The 16274-nt window shown below is 58.2% G+C and carries 17 protein-coding genes; 11 read left to right on the forward strand and 6 right to left on the reverse strand.

The window, feature by feature from the left end:
* Positions 1-5 precede the first annotated feature (5 nt).
* The 3 genes from UM93_RS13660 to UM93_RS13670 are packed head-to-tail and all read left to right on the forward strand — an operon-like array spanning position 6 to position 2839.
* On the forward strand, positions 6-881 hold the full coding sequence (locus tag UM93_RS13660) for an ABC-2 transporter permease (RefSeq protein ID WP_045077477.1): 876 nt from the start codon (positions 6-8) through the stop codon (positions 879-881).
* Positions 882-890: 9 nt separating this feature from the next.
* Positions 891-2186, forward strand: coding sequence for a sensor histidine kinase (locus tag UM93_RS13665; RefSeq protein ID WP_045076086.1), 1296 nt, complete (start codon positions 891-893; stop codon positions 2184-2186).
* Positions 2183-2839, forward strand: coding sequence for a response regulator (locus tag UM93_RS13670; RefSeq protein ID WP_045076088.1), 657 nt, complete (start codon positions 2183-2185; stop codon positions 2837-2839). The genes UM93_RS13665 and UM93_RS13670 overlap by 4 nt, the downstream gene beginning before the upstream one ends.
* 17 nt (positions 2840-2856) lie before the next feature.
* On the opposite strand, the gene UM93_RS13675 is transcribed toward UM93_RS13670, so the two are convergent.
* Complete coding sequence (locus UM93_RS13675; protein WP_045076089.1) at positions 2857-4863, reverse strand: ABC1 kinase family protein; 2007 nt, start codon at positions 4861-4863, stop codon at positions 2857-2859.
* Between the two features lie 2 nt (positions 4864-4865).
* Positions 4866-5429: a PadR family transcriptional regulator gene (locus UM93_RS17250; protein WP_052663805.1), complete on the reverse strand. Its 564-nt coding sequence runs from the start codon at positions 5427-5429 to the stop codon at positions 4866-4868.
* A gap of 136 nt (positions 5430-5565) precedes the next feature.
* On the opposite strand from UM93_RS17250, the gene UM93_RS13685 reads away from it, so the two are divergent.
* Complete coding sequence (locus tag UM93_RS13685) at positions 5566-6876, forward strand: M18 family aminopeptidase (protein WP_045076091.1); 1311 nt, start codon at positions 5566-5568, stop codon at positions 6874-6876.
* 83 nt (positions 6877-6959) lie between these two features.
* Here the strand turns inward: UM93_RS13685 and UM93_RS13690 are convergent, their stop codons facing one another.
* Complete coding sequence (locus UM93_RS13690) at positions 6960-7628, reverse strand: DUF1345 domain-containing protein (RefSeq protein ID WP_045076092.1); 669 nt, start codon at positions 7626-7628, stop codon at positions 6960-6962.
* Positions 7629-7817: 189 nt separating this feature from the next.
* Between UM93_RS13690 and UM93_RS13695 the strand changes: the two genes are divergently transcribed.
* The 6 genes from UM93_RS13695 to rplI all read left to right on the forward strand — a co-directional run bounded on the left by UM93_RS13695 (position 7818) and on the right by rplI (position 12263).
* Positions 7818-9095, forward strand: coding sequence for an MFS transporter (locus UM93_RS13695; protein WP_045076093.1), 1278 nt, complete (start codon positions 7818-7820; stop codon positions 9093-9095).
* A gap of 308 nt (positions 9096-9403) precedes the next feature.
* Positions 9404-10171, forward strand: coding sequence for a 23S ribosomal RNA methyltransferase Erm (gene erm, locus UM93_RS13700; RefSeq protein ID WP_045076094.1), 768 nt, complete (start codon positions 9404-9406; stop codon positions 10169-10171).
* 272 nt (positions 10172-10443) lie between these two features.
* Complete coding sequence (gene rpsF / locus UM93_RS13705) at positions 10444-10749, forward strand: 30S ribosomal protein S6 (RefSeq protein WP_045076095.1); 306 nt, start codon at positions 10444-10446, stop codon at positions 10747-10749.
* A 59-nt stretch (positions 10750-10808) separates the two neighbouring features.
* Positions 10809-11366: a single-stranded DNA-binding protein gene (locus UM93_RS13710; protein ID WP_045076096.1), complete on the forward strand. Its 558-nt coding sequence runs from the start codon at positions 10809-10811 to the stop codon at positions 11364-11366.
* Between the two features lie 188 nt (positions 11367-11554).
* Positions 11555-11797: a 30S ribosomal protein S18 gene (gene rpsR / locus UM93_RS13715; protein ID WP_045076098.1), complete on the forward strand. Its 243-nt coding sequence runs from the start codon at positions 11555-11557 to the stop codon at positions 11795-11797.
* Between the two features lie 13 nt (positions 11798-11810).
* Positions 11811-12263: a 50S ribosomal protein L9 gene (gene rplI / locus UM93_RS13720; RefSeq protein WP_045076099.1), complete on the forward strand. Its 453-nt coding sequence runs from the start codon at positions 11811-11813 to the stop codon at positions 12261-12263.
* 116 nt (positions 12264-12379) lie between these two features.
* On the opposite strand, the gene UM93_RS13725 is transcribed toward rplI, so the two are convergent.
* Positions 12380-12802 (reverse strand): DUF1801 domain-containing protein, encoded by a 423-nt coding sequence (locus UM93_RS13725; RefSeq protein ID WP_045076100.1) that lies wholly within the window; start codon positions 12800-12802, stop codon positions 12380-12382.
* A 17-nt stretch (positions 12803-12819) separates the two neighbouring features.
* Positions 12820-13212: a hypothetical protein gene (locus tag UM93_RS13730; RefSeq protein ID WP_045076102.1), complete on the reverse strand. Its 393-nt coding sequence runs from the start codon at positions 13210-13212 to the stop codon at positions 12820-12822.
* Between the two features lie 588 nt (positions 13213-13800).
* On the opposite strand from UM93_RS13730, the gene dnaB reads away from it, so the two are divergent.
* Positions 13801-15183, forward strand: a complete 1383-nt coding sequence (gene dnaB / locus UM93_RS13735; RefSeq protein WP_045076104.1) for a replicative DNA helicase — start codon at positions 13801-13803, stop codon at positions 15181-15183.
* Positions 15184-15256: 73 nt separating this feature from the next.
* Here the strand turns inward: dnaB and UM93_RS13740 are convergent, their stop codons facing one another.
* On the reverse strand, positions 15257-16141 hold the full coding sequence (locus tag UM93_RS13740; protein WP_082057161.1) for a C1 family peptidase: 885 nt from the start codon (positions 16139-16141) through the stop codon (positions 15257-15259).
* Positions 16142-16274: the final 133 nt, after the last annotated feature.

Here is a 16274-nt window from a genome sequence, read left to right on the forward strand (position 1 = left end):
CTGAGATGACAACGCAGACTATTAATCCGACTCGCAGCTCAACCGCTGGAACTCGAGGTTTGAGTTTCGCCGGGGTGGTGCAGAGTGAGTTGACCAAGTTCTGGTCGCTGGTCTCCACCAAGATCCTGTTGCTGGTCAGTTTCTTGGCAATGATCGGCTTGAGCGCCTTCGGCGCCTGGGGCAACGCTTTCGGAATGAGCGAGCTGCAGAAGAATCCAAACCTGGCGGGTCCGGCCGGCCCGCCGCCGATGCTCGACTTGGACAGCATTATCGGTTCGGTGGCGACCGTGGGTGCCTATATCGGGGTGCCAGTGATTGGCGCACTCGCGGTGATGTTCATCGCCTCTGAGTACTCCACTGGTATGGTGCGCTCGACCTTCTCGGCTGTGCCGAAGCGCTTGCCGGTGCTCTGGGCCAAGGCGATCATCCTTGCGGTCTGTGGCTACCTGCTCTCGGTGGCGGCCTTCTTCGTCTCCTTCTTACTGGACGCGGCGATCTTCAAGGCTTATGGTTTCGACGTCTCGCTCAATGGCAAAGGAACCCTGTCGCATATTTTCCTGATGGGGCTTTACATTGTTGGTGCGGTTGTCATTGGCCTGGCGCTCGGTGTTTTGCTGAGGAACTCCGCAGCCGCCATCGTGATCCTGATCGGCATTTTCTTCGTACTACCGATTGCCGGTAGCTTCATCTCGAGTATTCCGGGTGATTTCTGGAAGTATTTGCCGGATTACTTCCCGAGTTCGGTTGGCGAACGGATGGCCAGCGCCACCGAGCACGTTGACGGCAAGCTCGATGCCTGGCAGGCCGGATTGATCTACCTCGGCTGGGTACTGGTGGCGCTAGTGCCAGCGGCCTTCCTGCTCAAGAAGCGGGACGTCTAAGCTCGGAGGATGAGCCCGAAAAACCAGGTGAGGTCGGCGACGGAGCGAACGGCCGCCGTCGACCTCACCGAATTCAGCACTAAGCGCCGCGGCCCGGTCCGGCGCTTCTTTTTCAAGCATCCGGTGCTGATGGACCTCACCGTGGTGCTGATTTTTCTGCTGTTTTCCGCTATTAATACGGTCTCTTCGAGTAGCGAAGGCCATCTCTGGCCATTGATTTTTAGTTTGCTGATGGCCGGGCTTTTGTTTTTCCGGCGCAGGATGCCGTTGCTGGTACTGATCCTGGTCAGTGCCTGTGAAATCTTGGTGCTGCTGAGCCCGCCGAATCAGCCTTACAACAGCGGCTGGGGGATGATCTTCGCGCTTTATGCGGTGGCCGCGGCCCGAGGTGCCCGGATCGGGTTTTCTGCCACCGCGGCGGTAAGCCTGCCGCTTGGCGCGCTGATGTTCTGGGCGTTTTCCTGGATTACGCTGCCGCCACAGTTTGACGGTATCTATCCGTGGACATTATGGATTTCCACCGTTGGTTTCATGATCCTAGGAAATGTCATCGCGACCGGGATTGGGGTGATGATTTGGCGGGATCGCAAGCATGACTTGGAGGTCCAGGAGTGGGCGCGAAGAAATGTCAGCCTGGCTTCGGCGAATGAGCGGAATCGAATTGCCCGCGAGATGCACGATGTGGTGGCGCATTCGCTTTCGGTGATGATTGCCCTTTCGGACGGCGCTCAGGTCGCGCTCAATAGATCACCGGAGCGGGCTGAAGAAGCCTTGCAGAAACTTTCGCAAACCGGTCGTGGCGCGCTCGCCGATATGCAACGCGTGCTTGGCGTCTTGCGACGTGAGGAGCCGGTGGAGCAGGTTGAGCGACGGCCGTTGTCGAGAGACTTCGACATCGAGGGCCTACTCGCCGGATTTCGGGCCGCTGGAATGCCGTTATCGTTTTCCTTTTCGGGTCCCGCGCTGCCAGTGGACTCGGGATTTCAGCTCGCGGTCTACCGGATTGTGCAAGAGTCACTGACCAACGTTCTCCGTTATGCACAGCATGTCTCCCGGGTCGAGGTGAAGATTTCACATCTACATCCGTTCGTCGAGCTCCTGGTCAGCGACGACGGTCGGGCCGGGCTGCCGAGAGGCGCGAGCGCTGTGCGCGGCAGCGGCCAGGGCCTGATCGGCATGCGGGAGCGGGCCGCCGCCTACGCCGGCGAGGTCTCCGCCGGTCCGCGAAGCTCCGGCGGCTGGCTGGTTGAGGCTAGACTGGCGTGCCCGGAGACCGAAGTGAATGTGGCAAGGGAGAACTCATGAAAATCCTGCTGGTTGATGATCAGCCGCTCCTGTTAATGGGCTTTCGGCTGATCCTTGAGGGTGAGTCGGATTTTGAGATCGTTGGTGAGGCGGTGGACGGTGCCGAGGCGGTGCGCTTAGTTGACAGCCTGCAACCCGATGTGGTGCTGATGGACGTCCGAATGCCAGTAATGGACGGCATCGAGGCCACCCGCAAGATCGTTGCTTCTGGGGCATCGGCGCGAGTGATTATCTTGACCACTTTTGATTTGGATGAGTATGCCTTCGCCGGCTTGCAAGCTGGTGCCAGTGCCTTTTTGTTGAAAAACGTGGCTCCCGCCGAGTTGGTTGGCGCGGTCCGCGTGGTGTCCAGCGGTGAGGCGGTGGTGGCGCCGCGGGTCACCCAACGATTGCTTGAGAACTTCGTTCGGGCCACCCCGGCTATCCCGGTCTCCGACGGTTCCGAGATGGGGTTGACCTCCCGTGAGGTTGAGGTGGTTCGGGCGCTCGCCGAGGGGTTGTCGAACGCCGAAATCGCTCACCGCTTCTACCTTTCGGAGGCTACCGTGAAGACCCATGTGCGGCGCATCCTGACCAAACTCGATCTGCGTGACCGAGTTCAAGTCGTGGTCTGGGCCTATGAGTCCGGCGTGGTGGTACCGGGGAGCGAATAAGCACTTGGCTCGCCGTCTCAGCGACCCCGGAAGGCCCGAATAAGGGCCCTGAGACCGAAGACAAACCCGCCGAGCGCCAGCGTGTAACCAAAGAATGAATAAAGTCTCAGTTGTGGCGCAATCAGCGGGCCAGTATCGGAGATAATCAGCACGATGCTGCCGATAATTGCGGCGATGGAGATCGCCGCCACAATGCCTTCATGAGCCAGTCCGGTCAGGAACCCGCGGTCCGTGGGCTCCGAAAATTGCCTGACCTGAACCTGCAAGGTGCCGTTCTCGATTTTCTCGCTCAAGCTAGCGAGGTTTCGAGGTAGCCTCTGCAGACTGTTGACGAGACCGATCGTATTGGAAGCGATCAGGTTTTTAATTGATTCAGCCGAGTACATTTCTGCTAGGAGGGCTGAGGCCTGTGCCTGTGCTTCGGCGATCACGTTGAAACCCGGTTCGATGAGTTGGATGGAGCCTTCCAGCGCCCCGATCGCACGCAGCGCGGCAGCCAATTGTGCCGGGATTCCTAGTTCATGCTTTTGCACTAGAGCGAACAGTCGCATCACCAGCGAACTGGTTGAGGAGTTCAAGTAAGTCAGCAGAACGCCCACTTCACGTTCAAAGCTACGACGATCGAGTTTCTCTGGTACGTCGAGCATTTCCAGCAGCCGATCCGCGGCGGCCATATTATCTTCCGCCTTCACCGCGACCAGAAAGGCCGCCAGTGAGGATCTGGTGTCCTTACCCAAACGCCCCACCGAACCAAAGTCGAGCAGCGCCAACTGGGCCTCAGGGTCGCTGTCCCTGGCTGCAGAATCGAGCGTTCCGGGCAGGAAAATGATGTTTCCCGGGTGCAGATCGGCGTGGAAAATCCCGTTGACCACGATCTGCTGCAGCACCCCATTCAGCAGGGTGCTGGCCAGCCGGTGTCGCTCGCGCTGCGGAAGTCCGGCGAGTTGAGTTGCCGCGTCACCCAGCGGGATTCCGGCTAGTTGTTCCATCACCAGGACCTGACGCCCAGAGAGCTCGGGAAAGGCCCGAGGAATGCGAATCCGGGAAGAGCCCGCTGCGACGGCGACCATATTGTCTAACTCGGTGCGGTAGTCGAGCTCTTCACGTAATGAGGCCGCAAAGCCAGCCGCTAGTCGAGCGACGCCAATGCTACGACCCCACGAAGTGCTGCGCTCAACCAGTCGGGCAAATCGCTCAATAATATCCAGATCCACTTTGACCTGGGCCAAGGCTGCGGGCCGCTGTACCTTCACCACTACAGCTTCGCCCGAGAGCAGTTTGGCACTATGTACCTGAGCAACCGAGGCCGAGGCGAGCGGTTTGCTGGAGATGCTGTTAAGTACTTGTCGCCAAGGCGTCCCGAAGGCCGAGTCAATCTGTGCTTCGAGAGCTTGCCATTCCTCTGGTTCGGCTTTGGTCTGCAATTTGGCTAGCTCGGTGATGTACTCGACGGGCAGCAGATCCGCCCTGGTTGACATCATTTGGCCTAGTTTGATGAAGGTCACTCCAGATTTATTGAGGGTATTCGCCAGTGCCTTGGCTGTTCTAGCGGCCTCTGGGGTTCCGCTCTGGATGGCTTTCATGCTGGTCGGGCGCAGCAGGCCTGCTCTGAGTGCAATACCGGCTACCTGGAAATAGCGACGTCGCCTGGCCTTAGAAGCTCGACGAGCACGTAGTAAGGCCAAAGGCGAGGGCACTGTGCCGGTTGGCCAGAGCACCTCAGTGGCAACGAGCAGCGCCACCCCGAAGGCGAAGGCCCAGGCAAAAGATAGCCCAACGATCAGCATCGCGCCACCGAAATTCTGCGGCTGGCTGAGTGATTCGGCATCGTTCAGTCCGGAAGCGCTAAGAAAGACAGTGATCAGTGGCGTGGCGCCGAAGTTGACCAATAGACCGATCACGATGGAGCGTGGCCAGCCGACCGGTACCCCTAAAATGCGCCGTGCCACAAAGGCGGCAATCACCGCAAAGAGCAGGGTAAATAAGAAGATGAGCGGCAATGAAATAACCGAGACCAGATCCATCGCTATAACTTCCTGCCCACCACGCGCCGTACCCAATGTTCGGCGGTCCGTGCCGCATGGGCACCGTAGCGTACAGCCAACTCGGGTGCGCCGAGTTTAGCTGCCTCGCTGGGTGGCGGAAGTTCTTGATCAGGCAGCAACACGCCGAGAGCCGAGTCAATATGCGCAAGCAGGCGGCGACGCTCTTCCTGTAGTGCCGCGATGGCCTGGTCTCGGACTCCCGGGTCCTCGGCGCGGCTGCCGAAAAACAATTTGGCCAGCCGCTCATCGCGCACCCGGAGTGGTGCACTGGGGGCCTTTAACCAGTCGAGCAGGGCGTCCCTGCCCTGCTCGGTGATTTCCCAGTGCTGCCTGGCGTGCGGGCCTTGTGCTTCACCAATTGGGCGAATATAGCCCCTTGCCGAGAGGGCTTGTAGTTGCGGATAGAGCTGACCGGGACTGATGCCCCAGAATTCCGCTATCGATTCCTTTGCCTGCCGCAAAATGTCGTAACCGCTCTGCGGGGCAAGCGAGAGAAATCCCATAATGGCCCAGGCGGTGGGGGTCAAGGGAGCCTGATCTGTCATGATGCCTCTTCGATAGATATATCTGAAAGATATATCTATCGAAGGAGTTCGGCAAGAGTCAGGGCATTCGCTTCGGCAAGAGTCAGGGCATTCGCTGGGGTGTGACGAGGCTGGCGGAATCTGATTGAATCAAATCATGCCCACAGTCTCTGCGCTTGACCATGTCCGCGATCTAGGCCGCTTCGTCTCTGCGTCACCGTCTAGTTTCCATGCCACTGCCGAGGCCGCCCGCCGACTCAGCGCGGCGGGTTTCAAGCAGCTTGATGAACGCCAGGAGTGGCCGAAAGAAGCGGGTAGTTATTTTGTGATCCGGCATGGGGCGCTGCTTGCTTGGCTACTGCCGGCAACGGCCGGGCCACGGACCGGCTTCAATATTTTTGGCGCGCACACCGATTCGCCCTCTTTTAAGCTGAAACCGAAATCCACCACCGGACGCTTCGGCTGGTTGCAGGCGGGTGTAGAAGTTTACGGTGGACCGCTGCTGAATTCGTGGTTGGATCGCGAGCTATGCCTGGCGGGCCGGCTGGTGTTGCTGGACGGCAGCACGGTGTTAGCACAGACCACGCCACTTTTGCGGTTTCCACAACTTGCCGTACACCTGGATCGTTCAGTCAATGAAGGTTTTAAGCTTGATCGCCAGTATCAGATGAATCCGATTTGGGGGCTCGGAGATCCCAGCGAGGCCGATTTGCTAGCTGTTCTTGCCGAGTCGGCCGGGGTGCAGGCAGCGCAGGTAGCCGGCTATGACGTGGTTTTGGCGGACACCCAACAGCCCGAGGTGTTTGGTGCTGATCAGGCCTTCTTCGCCTCGGGGCGGCTGGATAATCTGAGCTCGGTGCATGCCGGCGTGCAGGCGCTGATTGAGCTAGCTGACACGACCGAGAATGCAGGTTCGGAGTCGGAAGCTCCGATCGCGGTGCTGGCTGCCTTTGATCATGAGGAGGTGGGCAGCGGCTCGACCTCTGGTGCCAGCGGGCCGATATTGGCAGATATCCTGGCGCGCATTTCGGCAAGCCTGGGAGCGGGTTCTGAAGATTGGCATCGTGCCCTGGCGTCCTCTTGGTGTCTCTCTGCGGATGCTGGACACGCTGTGCACCCCAACTATGCGGACCGGCACGATCCGGCCAACCATCCGCAACTCAACGCTGGTCCGTTGCTGAAGATCAATGCGAATCAACGCTACGCCACCGATGCCGAGGGTGCCGCTTTAGTTGCCAGACTGGCTCGGCAAGAAAATATTCCATACCAGGAATTTGTTTCGAATAATGATATTCCTTGTGGTTCAACTATAGGTCCACTGACCGCTACCCGGCTGGGTATCCGTACCATTGACGTCGGTGTTCCCTTGCTGTCGATGCATTCGGCTCGGGAGATGTCAGGGGTTCAGGATCCGTTGTGGCTCAGCCAGCTGGGCCGCGCCTTCTTCGCTGCGACAACTGGTCGATAAGCTTGCTTCGCCCGGTCGGCTGCGGCCTGAGGCCTAACATGAGCTGTCCACGGAGAGTTGTTTAGCCAGCCGCAGCACCTCGCTCAGGAGGCCAGGCTGACCACCAGGTTAATGGTGGTGGCCAGAATTCCGGTGCCGAAAACAAAGGCCAGCAGTGAATGGCGCAGCGCTGCCGAACGCATTGCTCGGGTGCTGATATTGGTGTCCGAGACCTGGTAGGTCATACCGAGGCTGAATGCCATATAGGCGAAGTCGGTGTATTGCGGGAGCTCAGGCTGGTTGAAGTCAATACCACCGGGCTTGGGCGTATTGGTGTAGTAAATCTCGGCATACCGCAGGGTATACAGCGTGTGCACCATCAGCCAGGAAAGTGCTGTGGTGCCCAAGGCCAGGGCTGCGAGGATTAGCCGTCCGCCGTCGTCAGCGTTCTTTGCGTCAATCACCACCACGGCGACCGCGCCTAAACTGGCTAAGGCACAGAAGGTAATGAGCAGATTCGCGGTCGGGCGGCGCGGATCCTCTTCGGTGGCGTGGGCTGCGGTGGTCTCAGCATTCATCCGGGAAATGGCCAGCCATACCCACAGGTTATAGACGCCAGCCGCCGCTGCCCAGGCGACGGCGGGGGCATGCAACCAGGAATCGAGGAGCCCGGTGACCAAGCCAGCAATCGCAGCCGCCAATAGCATCACCAGGAAGCGGGCCCGGGCGAGCTTGGCCCGACGGCCTCGCTGATCTTCTCGTACGGCTGACATCACAGCTCGATCCTACGCGTCATTCACCGTCCGCACCCCCTGCCGAGTGTCGAGATCTGGGGGTTTATTTCGAGCCTTTAAGCCCCAGATCTCGACACTCGACGCGTAGTGGCGACGCTGCGGTGCGGGGAGCGGCGACTTTGACGTCATCTTCGGCCTGGTGGGACGCGCTGCGCGTAGCATGTGGCCATGAGCCAAACCGCGACAGTTCAACCAGTCACCAGGCATCTGCGGCAAATTGTCGCTTCCGGCGTCGGCAACGCTGTGGAATGGTACGACTGGTATGTTTACAGCTTCCTGGCGACGGTCTTCGCGCCACAGATTTTCCATGCCGGAAATTCCACCGCGGACGTCTTGTCCGCTTTCGCGGTCTTTGCGGCAAGCTTCCTATTGCGGCCCATCGGGGGTTTGCTAGTCGGCAATCTGGCCGATCGAATTGGCCGCAAAAACACCCTGGTGCTGACGATAAGCACGATGGGTCTGGGCTCGCTAATAGTCGGGCTGACCCCAACTTTCGAAGCCGTCGGTGTCTGGGCGCCAATTATTCTAGTGTTCGGGCGACTGATTTCTGGTCTTTCGGTGGGCGGCGAGTTTGCGGCTAATACGGTCTTCCTGGTGGAATCCGCGCCGCCGAATCGTCGTGGTTTTTACTCCTCCTTCCAGTACGTTTCGACTACCTTGGGGCAGCTACTTGCCTCCGGCCTGGCGGCGCTGCTGGTGAATATCTTGAGTCCGGCGGATATGAGCGCCTGGGGTTGGCGGATTCCCTTTATTGTCGGAGCGCTGCTGAGCTTGGTCGGTCTGTGGATACGTCGTGGGACTGAGGAAACCCTCGTGGTGAAGGCCATTACGGAGCGACCCAAGCTCTTTGACGCGCTGGTGAAGTATCCGAAACCTTCGCTGCTGATCATTGGTGTCACCATTGCTGGCACGATTCTCTACTACACCTGGACCACCTACCTGGCCACCTATGTCCCGGCCAACGGCGGGGTAAACTCTGGGCAGTTCTTGATTATTTCCACCATTGCACTTTTCTTCTTCATGGTGATTCAGCCGGTGATCGGTATCCTGTCGGACCGCTGGGGTCGCAAGCCGTTCCTGATTGCTTGCGCCGGAATTTTCGCGCTCGGCATTGTGCCTGCGCTGAGTCTGTTCTCGCACTCAGAGTTCGCCGGAACCTTGGTGATTACCCTGCTCGGCATGCTGGTACTTAGCGGATTCACCGCGATTTCAGCAGCGGTCAATGCCGAAATCATTCCCACTCACGTCCGCAGCGCGGGAATTGGGTTCCCGTATTCGCTCACCGTGGCGCTGTTCGGTGGTACCGCACCCTTCGTGGGCACTTTACTGAAGAGCTGGGGCGTGCCGGGCTACTTTGGTTGGTATGTGGCCGCGCTCTGTGTGGTGTCGTTGTTGGTCTACATTTTCGCACTCAAGGAAACCGCCCACAAACCGCTGCCGGAGTGAGTCTTCGCTCGGCGTTGCGTCCGCACGTTCCCGGCGTCGAGTGTGCAGTTCTACACCTTTTGGGGCCACTTTAAGGTGCAGAACTGCACACTCGATGAAGCAGGGACATGGCGGAACCGATACGCTTGAGAGGTGATAGTGAATTTCTGTGCGGCGAGCTTTGCCGCTTCAGCGCTGCCGAGTCGGCGGCTACGCCGCTCTTAGCGGCGCCTCGATTCCAGCACCTCTGACGTCAAGTCGCCGCTTCCGCGCCCAAGCCGGCGCGCCTTTGCGCTGCCCGGCTCCGCTTTTGAGCACGGAGCATACAGATGTCTCGATTCACTTCCGGCCGGCATGAGAACGGCCAAAATTTTCTCAAAGATCACCAAATTATCAACCGTTTAACCCAAGAAATAAACAACACCCAAGGCGCCATTCTCGAAATAGGCGGTGGAGCGGGGGCGATATCTCGGCAGCTCGCCAAACTTGGTCGAGAACTAACCATCGTTGAATACGATCCGCGGTTTGCCGACCGCTTGCAGCGCGCTTTGGCTGGCTCGGCGCAAATCGTGCTGGCGGACTATCTGGACTATCGAATGCCAAGCTCCATCGACGTCGTAGTGGGCAATCTGCCGTTCCACCTCACCACAGCGATCCTGCGGAAGCTGTTGAATGAACCGGATTGGCAATATGCAGTGCTGCTTACTCAGTGGGAGGTCGCCCGACGTCGAACGGCGGTGGGCGGGGCTTCGCTATTGACCGCTCAGGTGTGGCCCTGGTTTGAGTTCACGTTATTGGCCAAGGTTCCGGCGCAGGCGTTCATGCCGCGGCCCAGTGTCGACGGCGGGCTGTTCAGCATCGAGCGTCGGCAGCAACCACTAGTCCCCATTGACTCCGTCTCGAAGTGTTCGTATCGCAACTTTGTTCAGCGGGTCTTTACCGGGCCCGGCCGAGGGATCTCACAGATCCTCTGGAAAACTCAAGGCCGCAAACCGCCGACTTCCTTATTAGGGGAGCTGCGGCTTCCGCCAGCAGCACTGCCGAGGGAACTCAACGCGGAGCAGTGGGCAGCGCTTTGGCGAGCCACCCGCCGCTGACAGCAAATCGAGTTCGGAGATCTGCACGTATTGAGTTCGTCATAAGGTGCAGATCTCCGAACTCGACGGTGGCACTTGTGGCAGGGAGAACGGACGTTACCAAGGGCGTTAGGTGTTGGCTGGCGCGGTCCGGTATCATTGCTAGGTCTGTGTTTACACGGACTCGATGCTTTGTGCCTTTCGGAATCCACGCGAGGCCAGAGGATCACGCAAATGAACCTCCTGTTACGGAAAGACCGTAACCGTTTAGCCCAAAGGAGGTGGGTTCACATATGCGTCCTTACGAATTGATGGTAATCATCGACCCAGAGGTCGACGAGCGTACCGTTGAGCCATCCCTGCAGAAGTTTCTCAAGGTGATCACTGGCGACGGCGGGACCGTTGACAAGTTGGACATCTGGGGTCGTCGCCGCTTGGCCTACGACATCAAGAAGAAGTCAGAGGGCATCTACGCGGTAGTGAACTTCACTGCTGCACCGGCCACTGCTCAGGAACTTGATCGTCAGCTTGGCCTCAACGAGACCATTCTGCGCACCAAGATCATCCGCCCCGAAGATCAGAAGGTCGTCGCCGAGTAATCGGTGAACTACTGACCTCAAGATCCAAGCAAGATCTAAGACTGTAGGAAGCAGGAGATATGGCAGGCGAGACCACCATTACCGTGGTTGGCAACTTGACCAACGATCCGGAGTTGCGGTTCACGCCGTCCGGTTCTGCGGTGGCCAACTTCACCATTGCATCCACCCCGCGTACATTCGATCGAAATTCGAATGAGTGGAAGGACGGCGAAACGCTGTTCTTGCGCGCTTCGGTGTGGCGTGAGGCTGCCGAGAACGTAGCCGAGTCCCTCACTAAGGGAACTCGCGTTATTGTTACCGGCCGCTTGAAATCACGTTCCTACGAAACCAAAGAGGGCGAGAAGCGTACCGTTATCGAACTTGAGGTCGATGAAATCGGCCCCTCGTTGCGATACGCCAATGCCAAGGTGAATCGCACTCAGCGCTCCAATTCAGGAGCGCAGGGCGGCGGGAACTTTGGTGGCAACGGTGGCTTCGGCGGAGGTAACTCCGGCGGAAACTCGGGTTGGGGAGCACCAGGACAGCAGTCCGCTCCCGCCGACGATCCTTGGGCCGCTCCCGCTTCCGGTAACTCCGGTTGGGGCAACGGCCCGGATTCGTCCGAACCGCCCTTCTAAAGATTGATGCACCCCCGAAGTGTCGACTCCGTCGCCACATCGGGTCCCTTGTGCACCACTCTACAAACCCATCAGGGCATTACCGCAGTGTCGTTCTGCGCCACATTGGTTCATGCTCTGTTGTAATGTTCCACTCTCCATCCCGTGGATCAATATCCACGGGCTCCACAACACGAAGGAGCTCCACGATGGCTAAGGCTGAAATTCGCAAGCCCAAACCAAAGTCCAACCCCTTGAAGGCCGCTGACGTCACCGTCATCGACTACAAGGACGTCGCATTGCTGCGCAAGTTCATCTCCGACCGCGGAAAGATCCGTGCTCGTCGCGTCACCGGCGTGACCGTGCAGGAGCAGCGCAAGATCGCTTTGGCGATCAAGAACGCCCGCGAAGTTGCACTGCTGCCCTACTCGGGCGCCGGCCGCGGCAACTAAGGAGAGATAACACATGGCAAAGCTCATTTTGACCCACGAAGTAACTGGTCTTGGTGCCGCTGGCGACATCGTCGAGGTGAAGAACGGTTACGCCCGTAACTACCTGCTGCCTCGCGGTTTCGCGCTTGCTTGGAGCAAGGGCGGTGAGAAGCAGGTTGAGTCCATCAAGGCTGCTCGTGCCGCTCGTGAGCACGCTTCGGTTGAAGCCGCTCAGACCCAGGCTGCAGCACTTTCCGCTGCCCCGGTGCGTCTCGAGGTGAAGGCTGGTGCTTCCGGTCGTCTCTTCGGCACTGTCAAGGCTGAGGACGTTGCAAAAGCTGTTGAGGCCGCTGGCCTGGGCAGCATTGACAAGCGCAAGGTCGAACTTCCCGCTCACATTAAGAGCACCGGGAAGTACCAGGCGAACGTTCGTCTGCACGAGGACGTTTCCGCTGTTATCGATCTGAATGTTGTTGCTTCGCGATAACTAAGCAATCCTGAGCGTCCGCTCCTTTGATCAGGCCGAGGTCCAGGTCAAAGGAGCGGACGTTTTTGCTTTTCTTGCGGCGACTTGCTCGCCCACAATCAGGGTGAAATTTTCGCTCAGACCTCGTTGTAGAGCTCAAAGCATTCTTTGACCAGTTCCTTGAGTACCTCAAGGTCAATCTGCTCGAGCCGGTTGACGTAGAGGCAGGCAACACTGGTCTTGTGTTTTCCCAAGCGCGCTAAGGCTGCCCGGGAAGTGTCGGTGTGGCTGAGAGCGTAGATCGACAGATTGGCTTTGCGGGGTGAAAACCCGACCGCTGGCTGATCGCCTTCGCGGCCACTTTCATACTTATAGTGATTACGGCCAAAGCCGATGATGGCATTGCCCCACATTTTCGGCTGCACTCCGGTTACCTCGGTCATCAGCGACACCAATGTTTCGGCATCCGCGCGACGCACCGGGTCCTGCACTGAATCGAGGAATAACTGTACCGAGGCGTCATTTTCGACAGTTTTGTTCTGCTTTGATTTAGCGTTCATCGACTTCTCACTACCGACTACAGGCTATCTGCGATCCGCTTCGCACTCGCCAAATCGAGCCCGGTGACCTGCCGAATCAGCTTAACGGCTTCAATTTTGCGGCCACCACGTACCAGAGCCTGCGCCTGCATCACCAGTTGCGGGGGGAGTTGCATGGGCTGCTGAGTCGGGCGGCCCGCCGCGGCGTAGCCTTGCACGGGGTAACCTTGCGCTGGTTGGCCCTGCTGTCCTTGGCCCGGTGGTGCGCTCTGCGGACGGGAGACCTGCGCCGAATGGGACCTGGCGGTGAGCTGCTGCAGATAGCGGTCAGCCTCAGAGACCCCCTGGCCCTTATTGCGCCCGACGCGCAGCGCCCAGATCAGCACGATCAACCCTACGATGGCGATCAGCACCACGAAGAACCATTCCATTAGGCAATCCTAGTCGGACGGTGAGGTGCTGCATAGCAGGAATTGGGGCGCTTCCAGGCCTTGAGGCCGAGTGAGAAGCGCGGTTGACCAATCGCCCGGAGGCGGGGTGGCAGGCTAGTTGAGAATTAGCTCGGCGCGGCGGCGCGTGGCCGGGCCGAGCAAATACTCACAACAGATTTTGACACGTTGTCAACATGCAAGCTGTGGATGAAGGTTGTTGAAAAAGAATATTTGCTCCACAGGATGTGGTTAGCGTTGCTGCAGGTCAGAGGCCAATTTCTGCAAAAACTTTTTCTTTATCCACAGACTTGTCCCCAACGTGTGCACACAACACGCCGCACACTCCACATTTTATCCACAGGGCTCCTCGGTGGTGTGCGGTAACGTTGCTAGGTATCAAAATTCGATCCTCCTCACTAGTTCCGTGAGTCTGCTCGGCAATGAATCTGAGTATGAATCTGAGCTTGCTTTGGACACGAAAATGTCGGTGCTTGAGGGTAGAAATAATCAGGATGTTCAGTTGCCGGTTTGCCGAGTTGAGGCTCGATTTTCCAAACCGCAGAATTTAGTGAAGGGGTGGTCACGGCAATGTCCGTCACGAGTCCCGATGCCTCGCCAAGCTCACTTCGTGAGCCAGATTTCGCCCGCACGCCGCCTCAAGACCTGGTCGCCGAGCAGAGCGTATTGGGCGGCATGCTGCTCTCCAAGGATGCCATTGCTGATGTCGTCGAGGTGCTGCGAGGGCAAGACTTCTACCGACCAGCCCACGAAAACATCTACGAAGCGGTGCTCGATCTTTACGGGCGCGGAGAACCAGCTGATGCCGTGACGGTTGCGGATGAGCTAACCAAACGCGGTGAGATCTCCAAAGTCGGTGGTCCCGCCTATTTGCATCAGCTCATTCAATCGGTGCCGACAGCGGCGAACGCCGGGTTTTACGCTCAGATTGTCAGCGAGCGTGCGGTACTGCGGCGTTTGGTCAATGCTGGCACCAAGATCGTGCAGCTTGGCTACAGTAATGACGGCGAGGTTGAAGACATTGTCAATGCCGCGCAGGCTGAGGTCTTCGCGGTCGCCGAACGCCGGGCCGCGGAAGATTATGTACCGCTCGGTGAGGTAATGGAATCGGCGATGGACGAGATCGAAGCCGCCGGCCATCGCGGTGAGGGAATGGTGGGGGTGCCCACTGGCTTCTATGACCTCGATGATCTGACGCACGGCCTGCACCCGGGACAGATGATCGTTATTGCCGCCCGCCCGGCCGTCGGTAAATCGACTTTCGCACTGGACATTGCCCGGTCCGCGGCAATTAAGAACAAGATGGCCACCGTCTTCTTCTCGCTCGAAATGAGCCGCACCGAAATCGCAATGCGTTTAATGAGTGCCGAGGCCACCATTCAGCTTCAGGATTTGCGTAAGGGCACGGTCAAAGACGAACAGTGGGCGAAGATCGCCAAGGTGATGGGTCCCCTGAATGAAGCTCCGCTTTTCATTGACGACAGCCCGAATATGTCACTGATGGAAATCCGAGCAAAGTGCCGGCGCCTCAAGCAGCAACATGACCTGAAGCTAGTGGTTCTGGATTACCTGCAGTTGATGTCATCGGGAAAGCGTGTTGAGTCGCGTCAGCAAGAAGTATCTGAATTTTCTCGGGCCTTGAAGTTGTTGGCCAAGGAACTCGGGGTGCCGGTGATCGCGCTATCTCAGCTGAACCGTGGCTCCGAGCAGCGTAATGACAAGAAGCCGATGGTATCCGACCTACGTGAATCGGGTTCCATTGAGCAGGACGCGGATATGGTGATCCTGCTGCATCGTGAGGATATCTACGATAAGGAATCCTCGCGAGCGGGTGAGGCTGATGTGATTGTCGCCAAGCACCGTAATGGCCCGACTAAAACCATCGTGGTCGGCTTCCAAGGACACTATTCCAGATTCTCCAATATGGCACCCGACGCCGGTGGCGGGATGTAGCACCCGATTAAACCAAGAGCCCCGTTTGCATTCGGGGCGGAATGCGAACAGGGCTCTCGGCGGATCAGCGGATTTAGCTGAAAGCTAGTGAATCCATCGAATGAACTTCGTTCACGTCGCTGCTGGTGATCCAGGACCACGGTGCGGTGAAGAAGCCGCCGTTACCCCAGCCGGTGCCCCAGCTGTTCTGCACGGTGACGCCATTGGCGTCGTAGCCTACAACGGTCACTTCATGACCCCAATCCAGGAGGGTTCCCTGTGACGGGTCGTAATAGGAATTACTGGAGTCAAGGCCCTCGAAGTTGCTTCGCCCCCGGAAGCCAATCGGCACCGGGTGACCTTGCGAGATGGCGGCCTTAATGCCGGCCTTGCGGTCAGCATTGGTCAGGTTGGTGAAGCTGCCCAGCTTGTAGTTCAGGGCATTTGCCTTCTGGCTAGCGGTTGGCAATGTCTGATAGTCATTGACGTCAGAGTTGTAGTGCGCCTTGGTATCAATGCCGCGTTCCTTCTCCATTGGCAAAGCGATGGAAGCCCAGGTCCCCGAATCCTCGCCGTCATTGTATTCATCGACGATTTGCGAGTAGATGAAAATCGGAGCCATCGGGCCGCCCTGGGCGTTCGCTTCATTCATCAAGATGCCATAGCCTGCATATCCGGTGGCCCAGGTAACGCAGGAACCAATTCTGCCCTGATTGCCCGGGGTCACGGCGTACTGCTTGAGCGAGTAGGACGTCGGAGCGGCAGCGAACTTCAGCTCAGCAGCTGGCTTCTTTGCCAGCTTGGCCTGATCTGCTGCGGCTGCCTTGAAATTGAAGCCGTGGCCATAGACCTCCACGGAGTGTGCTCCGCGCTGCACGAGAGCTGTTGTCGGTGCTGCTTGGGCAAGCCCTGCGCCCGATGCCAGAGTCAGCGCAGCAGTGACAACTGCGAGAGCGGAGAAAAACCTGTTTTTGTTCATAGTGAAATTAACTCCCTTGTTAATAACAGATGATTCCGAGTGGAACCTCCAGGAGCGTAACTCCGCAGTCTGAAAGTTCAATATGAATAATCTGGTAACTCGCCGCATGAAGGTGAAATTGCACAGACTGTTA

The sequence above is a fragment of the Psychromicrobium lacuslunae genome, assembly GCF_000950575.1.
Lineage (GTDB): Bacteria > Actinomycetota > Actinomycetes > Actinomycetales > Micrococcaceae > Renibacterium > Renibacterium lacuslunae.